We start from the raw sequence: 19693 nt of genomic DNA on the forward strand, positions 1-19693 counted from the left end.
TTTATCTTTACTTTTTTATAGACATTATATACATTATGACCGATTTTTTAATTTACTTTTTAGTTGCTGTAATATGCCTAGTTGCTGGTTACTTTTTAGGAAATTACATTCAGAACCTAAAAACTAAATCTAGCCAAAGTGCTATATTAGAAAGAGAATCTATTTTAAACCAAAACCTGAGTACTTTAGAAAATAAAATTTTGTCTTTAGAAGACGAAAAAAATGTTTTACGAGAAGAAAAAGAACATTTAGGAAACCAAATTACTAGGTACCAAGCTGACATAGAAAATCTTCAGCTTAAAAACACAGAGCAAAAGCAAGAGGTAGAACAGCTTCAGGAAAAATTTACTAAAGAATTTGAAAACTTAGCAAATAAAATTTTAGATGAAAAAAGCACTAAGTTTACAGAACAAAATCAAATAAACATTAAAAATATTTTGCATCCGTTGCAAGAAAAAATTCTGTTGTTTGAGAAAAAAGTAGACGAAAGTCAAAAAGAAAACATTAGTATACATTCTGCCTTAAAAGAACAATTATTAAACTTACAAAGTCAGAACCTTAAAATTACCCAAGAAGCAGAAAACTTGACTAAAGCCTTAAAGGGTGATAGTAAAATGCAAGGTAATTGGGGAGAATTGGTACTAGAACGTGTATTAGAAAAATCTGGATTAGAAAAAGACAGAGAATACTCCGTACAACAAAGTTTTACCAGAGAGGATGGCTCTAGAGTACTACCAGATGTTATTATAAATTTACCAGATAACAAAAAAATGGTGGTAGATTCTAAAGTATCATTAACTGCCTATGAGCGTTTTGTAAATGCTGATGACGAAACAGAAAAAGAGAAGTTCTTAAAAGAACACATCCTATCTTTACGTAAGCACGTAGACCAATTATCTGCCAAAAAGTATGAAGATTTGTACGAAATGGAAAGTCCAGATTTTGTATTGCTTTTTGTACCAATAGAGCCTGCTTTTGCCGTTGCCATTAATAACGACAACAACCTTTACAATAAGGCTTTTGAGCAAAACATTGTAATTGTTACACCTGCTACACTTTTAGCTACTTTACGTACTATAGATACTATGTGGAACAATGAAAAACAACAACGTAATGCCATAGAAATTGCTAGACAAGCTGGTGCTTTGTATGACAAGTTTGAAGGTTTTGTTGGCGACTTAACCAAGGTTGGCAAAAAAATGGACGAAGCTAAAAATGAATACAAAGGCGCTATGAACAAGCTGGTAGAAGGGCGCGGAAACATTATTACATCTATAGAAAAACTGAAAAAAATGGGGGCAAAAGCAAAAAAATCTATTCCAGAGCCAATTTTAAAACGTGCTATAGATAACCACAAAGACAATTAATAATAAATAACCATTATAATTATACCTAATGAAAAAAGCTTTAGCAATTACCTTATTAATAATTGTAGCCGTGTTTGCCGCTATTTACGCGTTTATTTACTATGTTCCAATTAGTGAGGGTTACAGATCTGGAGAACTTATTAAGTTTAGCCATAAAGGCGTTGTAGTAAAAACGTGGGAAGGAGAAATTAGTCAAGGTATTTCTGGAGCTCAAATATTTACTTTCTCCGTATTAGACAAGGATAAAGATATTATAGAAAAACTTAAAGATTATCAAGGGAACTATGTAAAAGTTACTTATGTAGAGCGTTACGCTACTTTTGCTTGGTTAGGAGATACTAAATATTTTATTACTGAGGTTACAAAAGAACAATCTCCACACGTTAGAAATTAAAAGTATGAGCGAATTTAAAACAGTAAACGAATCTAAAGTTTCTATTACAGAATTAATGCTACCGGCACATTCTAACTTTGGTGGTAAAGTACACGGTGGTTACATTTTAAACCTTATGGACCAAATTGCATTTGCTTGCGCATCTAAACACTCTAGAAGCTACTGTGTAACTGCATCTGTAAACAGGGTAGACTTTTTAAACCCTATAGAAGTTGGTGAACTAGTAACCTTAAAAGCATCTATAAATTACACAGGTAGAACATCTATGGTAGTTGGTGTTAGAGTAGAGTCCGAAAATATTACTACTGGTGTAAAAAAACATTGTAACTCATCATACTTTACAATGGTTGCTAAAGATACACACGGAAAAAGTCTTGTTGTACCTGGCTTATTAGTAGAAGACAAACAAGGCATACGTAGGTTTGCACGTAGTATAAGACGTAAAGAACAAGCTTTTAAAAGAAGTAACACGTTTGAGTCGTCTAACTTTAAAGTAGAAGATTTTTTAGATTCTTTAGAAAAGGAAAACGTAAAAATTGCTTTAAAGTAATTACATATATACATTAAAACCCTCCAAATATATACTGGTACTATTGTAAGTAGGTAGTAAACAATACCTTTAACTTAAATTGAAAATTTAGGTTAATGCAACAGTTTATAATTAATACAAAGGCTACATACATTAAAAACATCCTTTTAACAGACGCTAAAGTTAGACTGTCTGATGAGGATTATAAAACGCTTGAGGCTTTTAATACCGAGTTAGATTCTGATAAAAAAGGATTACTTAATACACAGCATACTTTTAACTATACTGCTATTCAAAAAATTGTTCCGTTTAAGGAAGATTTAGGTTTTCAGGTATTTTTTACGGAAAAGGGTAAAAATGAAAAAACGTACTTAGATTTTAGCTCAGAAGAACAATACCAAAGTGTATTAAATACACTTGTATCTAAAACAAGCTTTTCTAAAAACAAAATTCAGAAAAAAACAAAAACCTGGATTAAACCTGCTTTATACAGTTTGGTAGCTGCATTATTAACTTTTGCTTTATATGATAGTGCATTAAAAATAGAAGCTGGCGAAAATGTAACTGTATCTGGCTCTAGAAGAGGTTTAAAAAGAATACTCATATCTATTTCTGAGTCTTTAGGAGCTACAAATAGTCTTATTGTTGGTAGTGTTATTACGCTAATATTTATATTTTTTGCTTTTAAAGCTTATAATAAAAGTACTATAGACCAAGAAGTTTACAATTAGTTAATCATCTAACCAAAAACACTGTAATTAATTAAAAAGTATCTAAAAATTAATTCTATTTTTATCCTATAAAGAAAAATAATAGCCTACCAATTCATGAATAAATTAAAGTTTATTATCACATTTTTGTTGTGCTCCTTGCTATATACTGGATTACAAGCGCAACAATCTCCCAAAGAACTTTTTGAGGCTAGAAATTTTGAAGCTGTTATAGATACGCTAACTAAAAAAAACGAACAAAAAAAGTTAAGTTTAGATGAGTTGTATTATATAACCAAATCGTACGGTAGAACTAGGCAATACTCCAATGGTTTAGTTTTTTCTAATAAAATGACAGAAGAAGCTATACGATTAAAAGACACTACACAATTAGTTAGAGCGTTTAACCTTATGGCAGAAAATCTTATAGATTTAAATGACATTCTTAAAGGCATTGAATATTGTGAAAAAGTAGCTCCTGTTTTTAGGAAAAAAGATTCTATTGAATTTCAAAAACTTTGTTTTAAATGGGGTATGATGTATTACCACAATTATGAGTTTAAAAAAGCTCATAATGTATACAACAAAATTACACTACCTAAATACAGAAAGCTACCTCTGTTTACCAATAATTACGCATTAACTTTAATGGGATTAGAAAAATGGGACGAAGCAATTACATACTTAAAAAAATCAGTTCAATTTTCTAAAAGAAACAATAATGTACATTACTCTAACATTGGGTATGCCTATTTAAGACAAGGAGAATACAAGAAAGCAAAAGTATATTTAGATTCTGCCATTAGCGCACTTGCCCGCAATGAAGACGCAACACTTTACAATAAAAAAAATATTTTTAGTAACTACTTTCTACTCTATAAAAAACAACAGAACTTAGACAAAGCGGCAGACTATTTAGACACTATTGAAGCTGTAAACGAGGCTATTTTTAAACAAAAAATAAGTGAGAAAATAAAAGCCTTAGAAACATCATCTAAACAATTAGAGTTTGCAAATAACAGAGAAACTACATTAAAAAAACAAGTTAAAATTATAGATAATAGACTGGCGCTTGCAGAAAAACAGAAAATTTGGGGTGCTTTTTTACTTGTGGTGCTAATTGTTGTATTACTTGCTGTACTTTTTATTTTTAAATACCGTAACATTATAAATGCTCACGTACAAATACAAACAGAGCAACGTTTACTGCGTTCACAAATGACACCTCATTTTATTTTTAATAGCTTGTCTGTTATACAAGGGATGATTTTAAACAAGGAAGATAAAAAAGCTATTATCTATTTATCTAAATTTTCTAAACTATTGCGTATAATTTTAGAAAACTCTAGAGAAAAACTTGTACCATTAAAGGAAGAATTACAAGCACTACAAAACTATATAGATTTACAAAATATGAGTAGACAAAATAGTTTTAAATACACATTAAATATTAATGAAAACATAAACACATCTTGCATATCTGTTCCACCAATGCTAATGCAGCCTTTTGTAGAAAATGCTATTGAACACGGCTTTAATAATAATTATGAAAAGGCTGAAATTAAATTAAATATAAACTTTATAGACAACAAACTTATCTGCATTATAAAAGATAATGGCTTAGGAATAAACAAAACCAATACAGGTAAAAGTAAAAGTAAAAAATCTGTTTCTACACAAATAACTGCAGAACGCTTAAAAATAATGTCTAAAGAATTAAACGTACAAACTGGGTTATCTATACAAGACCGATCAGAGTTTAATGAACAAGGAACTATTGTTACACTTACTTTACCATATAAAATAGAACAAGAAGATGCTTAAAGCTTTAATTGTAGAAGACGAACTATATATTAGAAAAGGACTATTAGCAATGATAACGTCCTTAAACAAAGAAATATCTATACTGGGTGAATGCGAATCTGTAAAAGAAGCTGTGGTTGTTGCCAATGCTTGCAAGCCCGATTTAATTTTTTTAGATATTAATTTATTAGATGGCAACGCCTTTGATTTTTTAGAACAAACTACCAACTTAAAATACAATGTAATTTTTATTACTGCATATGACCAGTATGCGCTACAAGCCTTAAAAAATGGCGCTGTAGATTATATTTTAAAACCAGTTGATATAGATGAGTTAGAAACAGCTATAAACAAAGCTATAGATGCTAATACTGAAGTAGCACAAGAACAATTACAAATTGTAAAATCTGAAATGCTAGACCGTAAAAAAGAAAAATTAGTTTTACGCTTACAGGAAGGTTTACAAGTTATAGAGTTTAAGTTTTTAACACATTGCAAATCAGACAAAGGTTACACTACTTTTTATCTAAACGATGGAAAATCTTATATAGCATCTAAACCTATAAAGGAATTTGAAAATCAATTTCCCGAAAAAAACTTTATGCGAACTCACCAATCCTATGTTGTAAACTTAAGTTTTGTAGATAAGTATGATAAAAATGGTTATATATTTCTAAAATCTGGTGAAAAAATACCCGTTTCTGCACGTCGTAAAAACGATTTTGTAGAACGTTTGCTTAACCAATAAAAAATAAATTAATAATTACTAAAGTTAATACACAGTAGATGTGCGCAAAAAAGCAAATTATAAACGAATATAGGTTATTTTAAAGCAGATATATATTCTAATAAATGCATATAACGTTTTGGACATATTTTAGCATAAAAATAGTAATCATTTTAATTACAATATAAGAAATAAAAAAACTCTATTTATCATGAAAAAAACAAAACAGTTTAAATTGTTTGCACTATGTTCTGCTATAATATTATCTGTAATTTCTTGCGGAACTAAAGCAGAGTTAAAAGATGATACGCTAAGTAGCTTTATGCTTGGTGGTATTTATTTTATTCACGGATATGGTGGTGCCAATAGCGTAGAATCTATGATGTCTAATGCAGGGTACACCACTAATGAAGAGCTTGTAAGTGGCTACAAAGAAATATTTGAATTCCCTTTTGAAACATCTGACAGCTCTGGAGCTAAAAGAGTCTTAAAAAACTCTTGGGACATTACTAATAAAGAGTCTTTATTAGAAGCCTTAAAAGATTTAGAAACCAGAGATTACGCATACAAATCATGGGACTATGCAAGAATTGCAAATAATGTAAGTATGGGATATGCAGCTGGTTATTTAACTAAAGAAGAATGTTTAAGTATTTTAGCAAATACACTTACATTGGCTAAAGAAAAATATAAAGATTGGGATACTTATTACCAAGATTTTGACAAAGGTCGTAACGATTGGAACTCAGAAGATCCAGAAAAAGATTCTTTTGAAACTTTAGCAAAAGTAATAACAAAAGGAGATAAATCAATATTTAACATACTTCCTTTACACAATTAAAAAACAAACAGTTACAAAGGTGTTACACTAACCCCATTTAGGGAAGAGTATTTTTCTCTCCCTGTTGGGGTTACTTTTTACTCCATAAAAAAATCCCTATTAGAAATAAAACTAATAGGGATTTTTACTACTTATATATATTATTTACTCAAGTACATTTTGCGTCTGGCGTATAAATTATAAAAGTCATCATCTTTTAAACTATCAATAAACAAAATACTTTCTCCCGTACTCTTCATTTCTGGGCCTAAATTTTTGTTTACATTAGGAAATTTATTAAAAGAAAATACGGGTTGTTTAATTGCAAAACCTTCTAACTGAGGATTAAAATTAAAGTCTTTAACTTTTTTCTCTCCTAACATTACCTTAGTTGCATAATTTACATATGGCTCCTTGTATGCTTTTGCTATAAAAGGTACCGTTCTAGAAGCTCTTGGGTTTGCTTCTATAATGTAAACCATATCATCTTTAATGGCAAACTGTATATTTATTAAACCTACAGTATTTAATGCCAGAGCTATTTTTTTAGTATGATCTTTAATTTGCTGCATTACAAATTCTCCTAAGTTAAAAGGAGGCAATGTTGCGTTAGAATCACCAGAGTGAACACCACAAGGCTCTATATGCTCCATAATACCAATTATGTAAACATCTTCTCCGTCACAAATTGCATCTGCTTCTGCCTCTATTGCACCATCTAAATAATGATCTAATAATAATTTGTTATTAGGTATTTTACGTAATAAGTCTACAACGTGCTCTTCTAGTTCTTGCTTGTTAATTACAATTTTCATCCCTTGCCCTCCCAATACATAAGAAGGTCTAACTAACAAAGGAAAATCTAACTCATCTGCAAGTGTTAATGCCTCATCTGCAGTTTCTGCGATACCGTATTTAGGAAAAGGTATATTATTTTCTAACAACATTTTAGAAAAGTTACCTCTGTCCTCTGCTAAATCTAGAGACTCAAAACTAGTTCCTATAATTTTTATGCCGTATTTAGATAGTTTTTCGGCAAGTTTTAAAGCTGTTTGCCCACCAAGCTGTACAATTACACCTTCTGGTTTTTCATGCTGAATAATATCATAAATATGTTCCCAGAAAACAGGTTCAAAATATAATTTATCTGCTGTATCAAAATCGGTAGATACCGTTTCTGGGTTACAGTTAATCATAATAGTTTCATAACCACATTCTGCAGCTGCTAAAACTCCGTGTACACAACAATAATCAAACTCAATACCTTGTCCTATTCTATTTGGTCCAGAACCTAGTACAACAATTTTCTTTTTATCGGTTACAACACTATCATTTTGCACATAACGTTTACCGTCTGCTGTTTCTATTTCTGCTTCAAAAGTAGAATAGTAATACGGTGTCATTGCTTTAAATTCTGCTGCACAAGTATCTACCAATTTAAATACTCTATTTATGCCTTGTGCAGAACGTTTTTTATGCACTTCACTCTCGTAGCAGTCTAGCATATGAGCTATTTGTCTGTCTGCAAATCCTTTTTGCTTTGCCTCTAGTAACAACTCACGTGGTAAACTTTCTACTGTATATTTAGAAATTTCTTTTTCAAGGTTGTGTAATTCTTCATACTGACGTAAGAACCACATATCTATTTTAGTTATCTCATGTATTCTACTTAACGGAATACCCAACTGTATGGCATCATAAATAACAAAAACTCTATCCCAACTAGGTACAGTTAATTTTTGTATAATTTGGTCGTAATTAGTATACCCTTTACCATCTGCACCTAAACCATTTCGTTTAATTTCTAAAGATTGTGTTGCTTTGTGCAGTGCTTCTTGAAAAGAACGGCCTATACCCATTACTTCTCCTACAGATTTCATTTGTAAGCCTAAAGTTCTATCAGAACCCTCAAATTTATCAAAATTCCAACGTGGTATTTTTACAATTACGTAGTCTAAAGTTGGCTCAAATAAAGCAGAAGTAGATTTTGTAATTTGGTTATCTAGTTCATCTAAATGGTAACCAATTGCTAATTTAGATGCAATTTTTGCTATTGGGTAACCTGTTGCTTTAGAAGCTAATGCAGAAGATCTAGATACCCTTGGGTTAATTTCTATGGCTATAATATCCTCTTTTTCATCTGGACTAACAGCAAACTGTACGTTACATCCACCGGCAAAATCTCCAATACTACGCATCATTTTAATTGCCATATCTCTCATTCTCTGAAAAGTAGAATCAGAAAGTGTCATAGCAGGTGCAACTGTTATACTATCTCCTGTATGTATCCCCATTGGATCCATATTTTCAATAGTACAAATAATTACAACATTATCATTTTTATCTCTTAAAAGCTCCAATTCATACTCTTTCCAACCTAGTAAAGCTTTATCAATCATTACTTCATGTATAGGAGAAATTTCTAAACCTCTACTAAGTAATTCATCAAAATCTTCTGGCTTATAAACAATAGAAGCTCCTGCCCCACCCAAAGTGTAAGATGCTCTAATTACAAGCGGAAAACCAAATTCTTGTGCAATTTCTTTACCCTTTAAAAAAGATGTTGCTGTTGCTTGTGGCGCCATACCAACACCAATTTTAAGCATTAGCTCTCTAAACTTTTCACGGTCTTCAGTAATATTAATAGCGTCTATATCTACACCAATAATTTCTACATTAAAATCTTCCCAAATTCCTTTTTCATCAGCTTCTATACAAAGGTTTAATGCTGTTTGCCCACCCATTGTTGGCAATACTGCATCTATATTAGGATGCTTTTTTAAAATTTCTATAATAGATTTGGTAGTTAATGGCTTTAAGTAAATATGATCCGCCATTGAAGGATCTGTCATAATTGTAGCAGGGTTGCTATTAATTAAGATTGTTTCAATTCCATCTTCACGTAAAGAGCGTAGTGCTTGTGATCCAGAGTAATCAAACTCACACGCTTGCCCTATAACTATTGGTCCAGAACCTATTATTAAAATAGATTTAATGTCTTCTCTTTTTGGCATTATAACTAATTTTTACTGTGTTGGGTGTAATTTAAAATTGTTTTTTTGCTACGGTATAGTCAAAAAAAAGGTGTTACTTTAAAAAAGTAACACCTTAATTATTTTATGATAAATATAATCATTATTTTTTATGTCTCAATTCAGAAGATACAGTAAGTTTTTTTCTTCCTTTAGCTCTTCTTCTAGCTAGAACTTTTCTTCCGTTTACAGAAGCCATACGCTCTCTAAAACCGTGTTTGTTCTTTCTTTTTCTTTTTGATGGTTGAAACGTTCTTTTGCTCATCTTAGAATATCTTTATAATAATATAATGTAAAAATCTTAACTTTAATTTAGCCCCTGAAAAGCTGGGCGCAAATATACAAAGAGTTTTTTCAATAGCAAACCTAATTAATAAAATATTTTAGTTTGTTTTTAGTACTTTTGCGCTTGCTAATTTATAACACTATTTTTAAATGAAAAAATTATTCTTCCTTGCCTCGGTTTTACTGTGCTTAACAAGCGTTAATGCACAAACTAAATTAGAGTACAAACTTTCTGTTGGCGATATTTTTATTGTGCAACAAAATGCAAAACAAGTCATTACTCAAGAAATGCAAGGTATGTCTCATGAGCTTACTAACGATATTACGGGTGAGTATAAAATGAAAGTTATAGAAAAAAAAGATGGTGCTTACAGCATAGAAATGTCTTTTACAGACCTAAATATGAAAATGACATCTAACCTACAAGGTGTATTAATGGACATTAAAGCTAAAGAAGTAAAAGAAGGAGATATGCAATCTAAAATGTTTAATTCTATTTTAAACATTCCTGTAAAAATTACTTTAGCTGCTAATGGTAATATTACAAATGTAGATGGCGGAGAAAACTTAATTAATAAAATGATGGATGCATCTGGCATTACAGATGAAACTACTTTAGCTACTATTAAAACATCTCTAGCTAAAGAATATGGTACAGAAGGTTTAGCTAATAGCTTTAAGCAAATGACATACATTTACCCTAACGCAGCAAATAAAGTTGCTGTTGGTGATACTTGGGAAAATGAATATACTGGAAAACTAAACACAAAAAACAAATGGACCTTAGAGGCACAAGATGCTAACACTACCACGCTAAGCTGTACTGCAGATGTAGTAATGACAGTTAAAGATGCTAATGCCAATATGGATTTAACAGGTACCCAAACTACTAAAGCAGTAGCTAATGCTAAAACTGGCTTTATTACAAGTATGGAAGTTACTGGTAGCTCTACAGGAAACTCTACAGTGCCAATGCTAGGAGATCAAAAAATACCAACAAAAATTACATCAACAATTATTTACAAAACAATAGAATAATAAAAACATGTTCAATAAAAATATTAAAATAGGTGTAGCAGCCTTAATAATAGCATACGCAGTTTATCAATTTGTAGAAGGTAATATAGGTAATGGCATTGCCCTTATTTTATTATCACTAGTTTTTGTTTTTCTTTATTACAGAAACGAAATTATTTTACTTGCTTTTTTAAGAATGCGAAAGCAAGACCTTGCTGGAACTCAGAAATGGTTAACTAAAATTAAAAATCCAGAGGGTGCATTAACCGTTAAGCAACAAGGTTACTACAATTACTTGCACGGTATTATCTTTTCTCAGACAAACTTAACTCAGTCTGAAAAATACTTTAAAAAAGCTTTAAAATTAGGCTTAACAATGGATTATGATGTTGCTATGGCTAAATTAAGCTTAGCTGGTATTGCAATGCAGAAAAGACGTAAAAGAGAAGCTACAATGCTTTTAAACGAAGCTAAAAAATTAGACAAACAGGGTATGCTTGCCGATCAGATAAAAATGATGAAGCAACAAATGAAGAAAATCTAATTTACTTAAAAATATATATTTAAAAAGCCCTTTAAAATAAGTTTAAAGGGCTTTTTAAATTTTACTAATAAAGTTTAATCTACTTTATAATATCCTTTATTAGGGATTTCTATAGTGTATTTTTTTCTAGAGTTGTTATTTAAATGCGGCTCTCGTAACCAAGGATTGTGTCTTTTTAAAATTTTGTAGTTAATCTCATACTCATTAGCAAAATCTGCAAAATTAGCTACAGGTACATCCAAATCTACCGTAAAACTAGGCACTGCCTTGTACATATCTTCTTCAGAAATTTCAAAACCATATTTTTCTGGAGCAGATAATATTTCTTTTATTGCCATAATTCTAAACAAATATCTTCCTGTCTCCTGCCCCAATAATAAATCGTAATAAGAGTTTACTTTTTGTTGTGTTAAATATTTATTTATTGCACCAGCACCAGCATTGTATGAAGCCGCAGCTAATGTCCAATTTCCAAATTTTTCCTTATACTTTTTTAAGTACCTACAAGCAACTTCTGTAGATTTTTGTATATGGTAACGCTCATCTACATTATCATTTACCTCTAAACCATATTCTCTACCTGTAGCTCTCATAATTTGCCAAAAACCTGTTGCACCTGCTGGTGAAACTACATTTTGTAAACCGCTTTCTGCTACTGCTAAATATTTAAAATCATCTGGAACTCCGTTTTTTGCTAAAATTGGCTCAATAATAGGGAAGTATTTATGTGCTCTTTTCATTAATAACAAAGCATTGGACTGCCAATAAGTATTTACTAAAAACTCACGATCTATGCGCTCCATTACTTCCGGATCTGTTAGCGGAACCGCTTCTCCTGCAAAATTTAAATCTTCTGGTATATCTATAGACGTAATTTTATAAGCGTTTTCTGGAGACACTTCCTGTGCATTTTCTTCTTCTTGTGGTACAACAGCACTACTTTGTACCGCAAACATTAAAGCGCCGGCTACAAACACTACTCCAAAAAACATCAATATTTTTTTTACTAATTTCATCTTCTATCTATTTCTTTATAATTCAATTGTTATCAAAGATATTAAATACCTTAATCTATTCTAAAATTATTTGTGGCAAATGCTCATTAAACCATTTAAATCTATTTATTATCATAATATGAGTTCCGTTTGGTACTGTAATACAGTTTTTTATATGTTTAATTGGAAAAACGGGGTCTTTATCTCCGTGAATATGTACTAAATTAGGATCACATTTATCTTGGTTCCAATTAATTATTTGCTCTAAGGACCAATCTATATAATACTTATCATTAACAGATAAATACTCTTCATACAACTCTAAACGTTTGGTTACTGTTTCTCCAAAAGCGTACTTGGCCAAAACCTCTATATTAGTTACTAAACCTGTTGGCAGTAACTTGTATGCTTTAGTATATTTTGCCAAACGCATGCGCCTAGGTAACTCATATTTAGATTTTACGCTAGATATTATTATAACTTTCTTAATATTAATATGTTTAGCCATTTCCTGAACTAAAACACCTCCAAAAGATACACCTATTAATACAACGTTAGGTTTTGTAATTTTAGTACACATTTGTAAGGCATACTCCTCTAAACTCATCCCCTTACTAGGAACAAACCAAGAGAGTAAATGCAGATTAAATTTATCTTCTGGTAGTTTTATATTTTTAAATATAGACGGATTAGCCGCCATACCTGGCATTAAGTAAACATTAAGCATATATTAGAGCAACTAAATCTTTAGTAAATTGAAAACTAGGTTTTTACGTAAATTTAACGTAACTTTGTTAGGTTGTCATCATTTTATTTTTTAAAAAAAGATATGATTTGACGATACTAAATATCGTTATTTTGGAACACAATAGCGCATATTTTAACTTCAATTTAAAACCATATACTATATGAATGCAGTAGAAATTAAGGACAATAGTTTTTTACGCCAGTATGAAACTAGAGTTAATGGGCATTTGGCCAAATTAGAATACTCATCACAAGAACGTAAGGTGTTTTTAACAAAACTAATTATTCCTGAAGAAATAATTGAAACGGAATTTAAAGAAGACTTTATTAAGGCTGTTTTAAGTGATATTCAAGAAAAAAATATGCGAGTAGTACCTACTAGCCCAGATGTTGCTAGTTTTTTAAGAAAAAATAAAAGACTCTACAAAGAAATGTTACCTATTGGTATACGTATCTAAAAAAATAAAAAAGGTGCTTTAAAAGTTGTTCTACTTTAAAGCACCTTTTTACTTCTTATCTTATAGTAGCTAATAGCTTAACGTGTTTTACTAAACTGTAGCTTCTGTTTTTACAAAATTAAAACGTACTAAACCGTCTTCGTCAATTTCTGTAAGCTGTACTGTATGTAACGTATTTATAAGTTCTGGATTCCAAGGCGCTTTTACTTTTACATAATTTTCTGTAAAACCATTAATATAACCTTCTTTGTTTTCACTTTCAAACAAAACGGTTCTGGTGCTGCCAAGCTGACTTTCATAAAAGGCTCTACGTTTTTTAACAGATAAACCCCTTAACATTTTACTACGCTTAGCCCTAACGTTTTTAGGCACAGCGTTTTCCATTTCTGCCGCCACTGTATTATCTCTTTCTGAATAAGTAAAAACGTGTAAATATGATATATCTAATTCATTTAAAAAATGATATGTTTCTAAAAAGTGTTCTTCTGTCTCGCCCGGAAAACCAACTATAACATCTACACCAATACAAGCGTGCGGCATAACTTCTCTAATTTTAGCTACACGGTCTATGTACAAATTTGTTAAATACCTACGACGCATTAATTTTAAAATAGCATCACTACCACTCTGCAGCGGAATATGAAAATGCGGAACAAAAGAATTGCTTTTAGACACAAAATCTATAGTCTCATTCTTTAATAAATTTGGTTCTATTGAAGATATTCTAAGTCTATGTATACCGTTTACGGTATCTAAAGCTTTAACTAGATCCAAAAAAGTATGTTGGTGTTTTTTATTACCAAACTCACCTTTACCATAATCGCCAATATTTACACCGGTAAGTACAATTTCTTTAATATTTTTTGCTGATATTTCTGCTGCATTTTTTAATACATTTTCTAATGTATCACTTCTAGAAATTCCTCTTGCTAAAGGTATTGTACAATAGGTACACTTATAATCACAACCATCTTGCACTTTTAAAAATGCACGTGTCCTATCTCCTATGGCGTAGCTACCTACATAAAAATCTGCATCTTCAATTTCACAAGAGTGTACTTCTCCAAAATCATTTTTAGACAAATCGTTTATGTAATCTGTAATTTTAAATTTTTCGGTAGCTCCTAAAACTAAATCTACACCATCTACAGCCGCTAACTCTTCTGGTTTTAATTGTGCGTAGCAACCAACTGCTGCCACAAATGCATCTGGATTCTTCTTTTGAGCTTGTTTTACAATAGATTTAAATCTTTTATCTGCATTTTCTGTTACAGAACACGTATTAATTACATACATATCCGCAGCTTCTGCAAAATCTACCCTATCAAAACCTTCATCTACAAAGCTACGTGCTATGGTAGAAGTTTCTGAAAAGTTTAGTTTACAACCTAGTGTGTAAAAAGCTACTTTCTTCTTCATTATTAATTAATTACAGCATTTTTTATTGGGGTGCAAATATACAAATTAGTTCTAGACCTACTATGGTGCTAATCTTTCTATCTTCCAATTGTAATCTTCTTGCAACTCATATCTAATTCTATCATGCAACCTATTTGGTCTTCCTTGCCAAAACTCTACAGATACAGGTTTTACAATATATCCGCCCCAATGTTTTGGCCTTTCTATTTCTTTATTTTCATATTCTTCTTCCAAAGACTTTAATTTATCTTCTAAATATTCTCTAGAAGGTATAACCGTACTTTGGTTAGACACTATAGCTCCAAGCTTACTACCATCTGGCCTAGATTCAAAATAACCATCAGATAAATTCTCTGCTATTTTTTCTGCTTTTCCTTTAATAATAACCTGTCTTTCTAAATTTGGCCAAAAAAAAGAAATACACATATTTGGATTATTTGCTATAGCCTTACCTTTTTCACTATTATAATTGGTGTAAAAGATAAAACCTTCGTGCGTATATTTTTTAAGCAACACTACCCTACTTTTAGGAAAGCCATCTAAACCAATTGTAGAGATTGTCATTGCATTAGGTTCCTCTACACCATCTGTAGCCTCTACCTCATAAAACCATTTTTGAAATAATTCTATTGGGTTATTAGTCAATTCGCTCTCTAAAAGTTCACTTTTTTGGTATGATTTTCTATAGTTACCTAAATCCTTTTTCATAGTGTAATTTCTAAATTTAAATTACAATAGCTATAGCACTTAAGGCGTATAACATTTATAATTTTATCACTACAAATTTAGCAATTATTTAGGCAGAAGCAGACTGGTTTGTAGTGTTTTTAATATCGTTTAAAATACTCTTATAATTTATAACTGCTACAGATATAATTATTATAAAAACACCCAACCATTGCACTCCTTTTATTTCTTCACCTAAAATTATACTTGCTGTTAATATAGATACAGGTATTTCTAAAGATGTTAATATACTCCCTAAACCAATACCCGTAATTGGGAAACCTTTATTAAAGGCTATTGGAGGTAAAACGGCTCCAAAAAAGCCCAAAAACAATCCGTATTTCCAGAAACTTAAGCTAGCATAATTAAACTCTGTTAGTAAATCTGTATTCCAAATAAGCAACACTATTAACAAACCGCCTAATACTAAATACTTACTCCTAACCATATTATGTAAATTAACAGCTACGGTGTTAGATGCATATAACGTAGCTGTATAACACATACTAGCCATTACTCCTAAAATAAAACCTGTTGGATCTATAGCTTTACTTTCATTAAAAACGTTTACTGCAAATAAAGTACCTACAATTACCAATAAACTACCAAATAATTTAAGCTTATCTACTTTTTTACTTAAAATCATCTCTAAAACAACACCCATCCAAATGGCTTGCATTAAAAAAATAATAGCTACCGAAACTGGAATATAATTTAAACTTAAATAATAAAAATAACTTGTTAATCCAGCTGCAGTACCAAAAAGCACAAGTTTAAGTTTACTATTTTTATTTTCTTTGGAATTAATAACCGTACTGTTTTTTTTGTTAAGTAATGCCAATAAAGCCACCCCTATAAAACCTATTAAATACTGTAGGGTATTTAAGCCGCTTGTACTAAAACCTTCTAAATTTGCCTTTTTTACAAATGTTGCCAACACACCATAACTAGCTGCTCCTACAAGAACATATAGTACTCCTTTTAACTTCTCCATATTTATAATATTATCACCTTAAAAGTTAAGACACTAACAATGTTACCCTTACAAAAATTTACGGACCCCAAAATTACACCTATTTTAACCTTTAAAAAGTCGGCAAAGATAAAACTTAAAAAATTGATAAAAGCCTATCCCCTTAAAAATCGAAAGCTTTACCATCTTCTCCTAAAAGTACAGGTGTAAAAACATCTTCTGCTTCTTGCTTAAATAAGCTGGTAGATTTGTAACGTGTAGAATAATGCCCCAGCACTAAGGCTCCTGCATTAGACTCTTTTGCTATTATTGCTGCTTGTTTAGCTGTTGAATGTTTTGTTTTTGTTGCTAGTTCTGCTTCAGAATCTAAAAAAGTAGCCTCATGATATAACACATCTACATCTTTAATAATAGGTATTATACTTGGCTCAAAAACAGTATCACTACAAAAAGCATAACTTTTAGGCTTAGGTGGATCTAAAGTTAACATAGTATTAGAAACCACATTGCCATTGTCTAAAGTAATGTCTTTTCCGTTTTTAATTTTTTGATAATAACACTTGTCTATATTGTACGCTGTAACAGCATCAATATTTAATTTACGTTCTGCTTCTTTTTCTTGAAACAAAAAACCATTTGTGTAAATTCTGTGATTTAATGGTATTGTAGAAACCTTTACTTTATCGTCTTCAAAAACTACGGTAGATTCTTTGCTGGTTAACTCGTGAAAATACAATGGATAATTGGTCCAGGAATCTCCTAGTTTAAGCAACATTGTTATTGCTTCTTTTATACCTTTAGGACCATACACATGTAATTCTTTTTCTCTACCTAATAATCTAAAAGTAGATACTAGCCCCGGTAATCCAAAAAAATGATCGCCATGTAAATGAGAAATAAATATATGTTTTATTCTAGAAAACTTAAGCTTACTTTTTCTAAGTTGCACTTGAGTACCTTCTCCGCAATCTATTAAAAATAAATGCCCTTTAATATCTAATGTTTGTGAAGTGGGATTTGCCAGTGTGCGTGGTGTAGCTGCGTGGCAACCTAATACTGTTAATTGCAAAATAGTTGTGTTGGTTAAGTTAATAACTTAGTAAAAATTGCTTGCTAAAAGACTTTAGTTTTAAATTAAATACCTAAATCGCGTTCTATTTCTTCCATTTCTATAATATCTCTTGCTTCTTGTATGGTAGGAACTACGCAAATTTCTTCTGGTACATCATCATAAGAAACCTTATTAGTAACTAGTACAAAAGACTTATTGCTTGCCCTGTGCATATTAGATAAATCTAAAAACTCTAGCACATCTGAACTTGTTAATACAGAAAACGAAAAAAGGTTAACAATAATATTATCGTTTTTTATTTTCTCGTAAGCATTATTTAAATTCTCTAAAAATTTAGCCAAAGAGATATTTTCTTGGTCTACAATTGTAGTTGTACCATCTTTATCAAAAACCATAGTATATTATTTTATTTTAGAAGCAAGTAAATAAATAACAGCCATACGTACAGCTACGCCATTTTCTACCTGATCTAAGATTATAGATTGATTAGAGTCTGCAACATCACTAGTAATTTCTACTCCACGGTTTATAGGTCCCGGGTGCATTATTACTATTTCTTTATTTAAGCTTTCTAACAAAGCTTTATTTACGCCAAATTGTTGCGTATACTCTCTGGTAGTTGGAAAATAACTAATATCCATACGTTCATTTTGCACACGCAACATATTAGCAACATCACACCAATTTAGTGCTTTACGTAAATCTGTTTCTACCGTTACACCTAAGGACTCTATGTGTTTAGGAATTAATGTTTTTGGTCCGCAAACTTTTACATTTGCACCTTGTAACTTAAGAGCCAATATATTAGATAAAGCCACTCTAGAATGTAAAATATCACCAACAATTACAACGTTTTTACCACCTACATCTCCTAACTTTTCTCGTATAGAGTAAGAATCTAATAGCGCCTGTGTTGGATGCTCATGGGCTCCGTCTCCGGCATTAACTATGGCTGCTTTAACGTGCTTAGACAAAAACACACCTGCACCAGGATTTGGATGCCTCATAACAACCATATCTACTTTCATAGATAAAATGTTATTTACGGTATCTATTAACGTTTCTCCTTTTTTTACTGAGGATTGTGATGCTGAAAAATTAATAACATCAGCAGACAATCTTTTTTCAGCTAGCTCAAAAGAAAGTTTGGTTCTAGTACTGTTTTCAAAAAATATATTTGCAATAGTAATATCTCTTAAAGAAGGTACTTTTTTAATAGACCTATTAATTACTTCTTTAAAATGGTCTGCGGTTTCAAAAATGAGATTAATATCGTTTTTGTTAAGATATTTTATTCCTAATAAGTGATTAACACTCAATTCGCTCATTTTCGTTGTTTTATTCATTTATTAAATAGACAATGTCTTGCCCGTCATTCTCTTGCCAAAGTACTTGTACCTTTTCTTCGTTTATGGCATCTACTTGTCTACCTCTATAATTAGGTTGTATTGGCAAGTGTCTGCTAAATCTACGGTCTATTAAGGTTAGTAATTCTATTTCTGCAGGTCTACCAAAAGATTGTATTGCTGTTAAAGCAGATCTAATGCTACGTCCTGTATAAAGTACATCATCAATAAAAACCACTTTTTTATCTTCTACTAAAAAATTAATGTGGGTTTTACTAGCCTCAAGGGTTTTATCTCCTCTTCTAAAATCGTCCCTATAAAATGTAATATCTAGCGAGCCTAAGTTTATATCTTTAACGCCATACTCTTGTGTTAAAATAGTTGTTAGTCTTTTTGCTAAATAGGTACCACGTGGTTGCAAACCTATTAAAACGGTGTCTTTAAAATCTGTATGATTTTCTAATAACTGACAAGCCAATCTATGCAATATGATTTGGATTTCTTTTGAGGAAAGTAGTACTTTTTTACTCATAGGTTAGGATACCAAGGCTTTTGTTTTACAAAAATAGCAATTTATATGTAAACTAGTTAAATAAAGTAAACTCTTATTTTAGCTATTCTTTTATTTTTTTAGGTAGATGGTGTTTACATTATACATTACCAATAATTTATGCATAAAAAAAGGTCTAAACTTACGTTTAGACCTTTTTAAATTTATTAAAATGTTTG

The 19693-nt window shown here is 30.9% G+C and carries 21 protein-coding genes; 10 read left to right on the forward strand and 11 right to left on the reverse strand.

Annotated features, from left to right (window positions below; all coding sequences use genetic code 11):
• The first annotated feature begins 35 nt into the window (after positions 1 to 35).
• The 7 genes from BFJ87_RS00330 to BFJ87_RS00360 all read left to right on the forward strand — a co-directional run bounded on the left by BFJ87_RS00330 (position 36) and on the right by BFJ87_RS00360 (position 6371).
• Positions 36 to 1367 (forward strand): DNA recombination protein RmuC, encoded by a 1332-nt coding sequence (locus BFJ87_RS00330; protein ID WP_077398504.1) that lies wholly within the window; start codon positions 36 to 38, stop codon positions 1365 to 1367.
• 28 nt (positions 1368 to 1395) lie between these two features.
• Positions 1396 to 1761, forward strand: coding sequence for a 6-phosphogluconate dehydrogenase (locus BFJ87_RS00335; protein WP_077398506.1), 366 nt, complete (start codon positions 1396 to 1398; stop codon positions 1759 to 1761).
• 4 nt (positions 1762 to 1765) lie between these two features.
• Positions 1766 to 2311 carry an acyl-CoA thioesterase gene (locus BFJ87_RS00340; protein WP_077398508.1) on the forward strand — a complete coding sequence of 182 codons (546 nt, stop codon included), beginning with the start codon at positions 1766 to 1768 and terminating at the stop codon, positions 2309 to 2311.
• A gap of 95 nt (positions 2312 to 2406) precedes the next feature.
• The gene (locus BFJ87_RS00345; RefSeq protein ID WP_077398510.1) at positions 2407 to 3021 is read left to right on the forward strand and encodes a hypothetical protein; all 615 of its coding nucleotides are present in this window, start codon (positions 2407 to 2409) and stop codon (positions 3019 to 3021) included.
• A gap of 96 nt (positions 3022 to 3117) precedes the next feature.
• Positions 3118 to 4824 (forward strand): histidine kinase, encoded by a 1707-nt coding sequence (locus tag BFJ87_RS00350; protein WP_077398512.1) that lies wholly within the window; start codon positions 3118 to 3120, stop codon positions 4822 to 4824.
• Positions 4817 to 5551 carry a LytR/AlgR family response regulator transcription factor gene (locus tag BFJ87_RS00355; protein ID WP_077398514.1) on the forward strand — a complete coding sequence of 245 codons (735 nt, stop codon included), beginning with the start codon at positions 4817 to 4819 and terminating at the stop codon, positions 5549 to 5551. Before BFJ87_RS00350 ends, BFJ87_RS00355 begins: the two co-directional genes overlap by 8 nt.
• Before the next feature lie 190 nt (positions 5552 to 5741).
• Complete coding sequence (locus tag BFJ87_RS00360; protein ID WP_077398516.1) at positions 5742 to 6371, forward strand: DUF1266 domain-containing protein; 630 nt, start codon at positions 5742 to 5744, stop codon at positions 6369 to 6371.
• A 140-nt stretch (positions 6372 to 6511) separates the two neighbouring features.
• Here BFJ87_RS00360 and carB read toward each other — a convergent pair whose 3' ends face one another.
• Both carB and rpmH read right to left on the reverse strand, forming a co-directional pair.
• Entirely contained in the window at positions 6512 to 9364 is a 2853-nt protein-coding gene (gene carB, locus BFJ87_RS00365; RefSeq protein WP_077398518.1) for a carbamoyl-phosphate synthase large subunit, read from the reverse strand.
• A 121-nt stretch (positions 9365 to 9485) separates the two neighbouring features.
• A complete protein-coding gene (gene rpmH, locus BFJ87_RS00370; protein WP_077398520.1) occupies positions 9486 to 9647 on the reverse strand; it encodes a 50S ribosomal protein L34 in 162 nt (53 codons plus the stop codon).
• Positions 9648 to 9817: 170 nt separating this feature from the next.
• Here rpmH and BFJ87_RS00375 point away from each other — a divergent pair, with 170 nt between their 5' ends.
• On the forward strand, positions 9818 to 10705 hold the full coding sequence (locus tag BFJ87_RS00375) for a DUF6263 family protein (protein ID WP_077398522.1): 888 nt from the start codon (positions 9818 to 9820) through the stop codon (positions 10703 to 10705).
• Between the two features lie 7 nt (positions 10706 to 10712).
• The gene (locus tag BFJ87_RS00380) at positions 10713 to 11228 is read left to right on the forward strand and encodes a hypothetical protein (RefSeq protein ID WP_077398524.1); all 516 of its coding nucleotides are present in this window, start codon (positions 10713 to 10715) and stop codon (positions 11226 to 11228) included.
• Between the two features lie 74 nt (positions 11229 to 11302).
• On the opposite strand, the gene BFJ87_RS00385 is transcribed toward BFJ87_RS00380, so the two are convergent.
• Positions 11303 to 12244, reverse strand: coding sequence for a lytic transglycosylase domain-containing protein (locus tag BFJ87_RS00385; RefSeq protein WP_077398526.1), 942 nt, complete (start codon positions 12242 to 12244; stop codon positions 11303 to 11305).
• Between the two features lie 55 nt (positions 12245 to 12299).
• Positions 12300 to 12950, reverse strand: a complete 651-nt coding sequence (locus BFJ87_RS00390) for an alpha/beta hydrolase family protein (protein ID WP_077398528.1) — start codon at positions 12948 to 12950, stop codon at positions 12300 to 12302.
• A 181-nt stretch (positions 12951 to 13131) separates the two neighbouring features.
• Here BFJ87_RS00390 and BFJ87_RS00395 point away from each other — a divergent pair, with 181 nt between their 5' ends.
• Positions 13132 to 13428, forward strand: a complete 297-nt coding sequence (locus BFJ87_RS00395; protein ID WP_077398530.1) for an N-acetyltransferase — start codon at positions 13132 to 13134, stop codon at positions 13426 to 13428.
• A 90-nt stretch (positions 13429 to 13518) separates the two neighbouring features.
• Here the strand turns inward: BFJ87_RS00395 and mtaB are convergent, their stop codons facing one another.
• From mtaB to pyrR, 7 genes are all read right to left on the reverse strand, one after another.
• A complete protein-coding gene (gene mtaB, locus BFJ87_RS00400) occupies positions 13519 to 14847 on the reverse strand; it encodes a tRNA (N(6)-L-threonylcarbamoyladenosine(37)-C(2))-methylthiotransferase MtaB (RefSeq protein ID WP_077398532.1) in 1329 nt (442 codons plus the stop codon).
• Between the two features lie 60 nt (positions 14848 to 14907).
• A complete protein-coding gene (gene pdxH, locus BFJ87_RS00405) occupies positions 14908 to 15555 on the reverse strand; it encodes a pyridoxamine 5'-phosphate oxidase (RefSeq protein ID WP_077398534.1) in 648 nt (215 codons plus the stop codon).
• A gap of 88 nt (positions 15556 to 15643) precedes the next feature.
• Positions 15644 to 16567, reverse strand: a complete 924-nt coding sequence (locus tag BFJ87_RS00410; protein WP_077398536.1) for an EamA family transporter — start codon at positions 16565 to 16567, stop codon at positions 15644 to 15646.
• A 142-nt stretch (positions 16568 to 16709) separates the two neighbouring features.
• Positions 16710 to 17615 (reverse strand): ribonuclease Z, encoded by a 906-nt coding sequence (locus BFJ87_RS00415; protein ID WP_077398538.1) that lies wholly within the window; start codon positions 17613 to 17615, stop codon positions 16710 to 16712.
• 65 nt (positions 17616 to 17680) lie between these two features.
• Positions 17681 to 18013: a ribonuclease Z gene (locus BFJ87_RS00420; protein ID WP_077398540.1), complete on the reverse strand. Its 333-nt coding sequence runs from the start codon at positions 18011 to 18013 to the stop codon at positions 17681 to 17683.
• A 6-nt stretch (positions 18014 to 18019) separates the two neighbouring features.
• Positions 18020 to 18946, reverse strand: coding sequence for an aspartate carbamoyltransferase catalytic subunit (locus tag BFJ87_RS00425; protein ID WP_077398771.1), 927 nt, complete (start codon positions 18944 to 18946; stop codon positions 18020 to 18022).
• Between the two features lie 10 nt (positions 18947 to 18956).
• Positions 18957 to 19496, reverse strand: coding sequence for a bifunctional pyr operon transcriptional regulator/uracil phosphoribosyltransferase PyrR (gene pyrR / locus BFJ87_RS00430; RefSeq protein ID WP_077398542.1), 540 nt, complete (start codon positions 19494 to 19496; stop codon positions 18957 to 18959).
• Positions 19497 to 19693 lie beyond the last annotated feature (197 nt).

It is taken from the genome of Cellulophaga omnivescoria (assembly GCF_001999725.1).
GTDB lineage: Bacteria > Bacteroidota > Bacteroidia > Flavobacteriales > Flavobacteriaceae > Cellulophaga > Cellulophaga omnivescoria.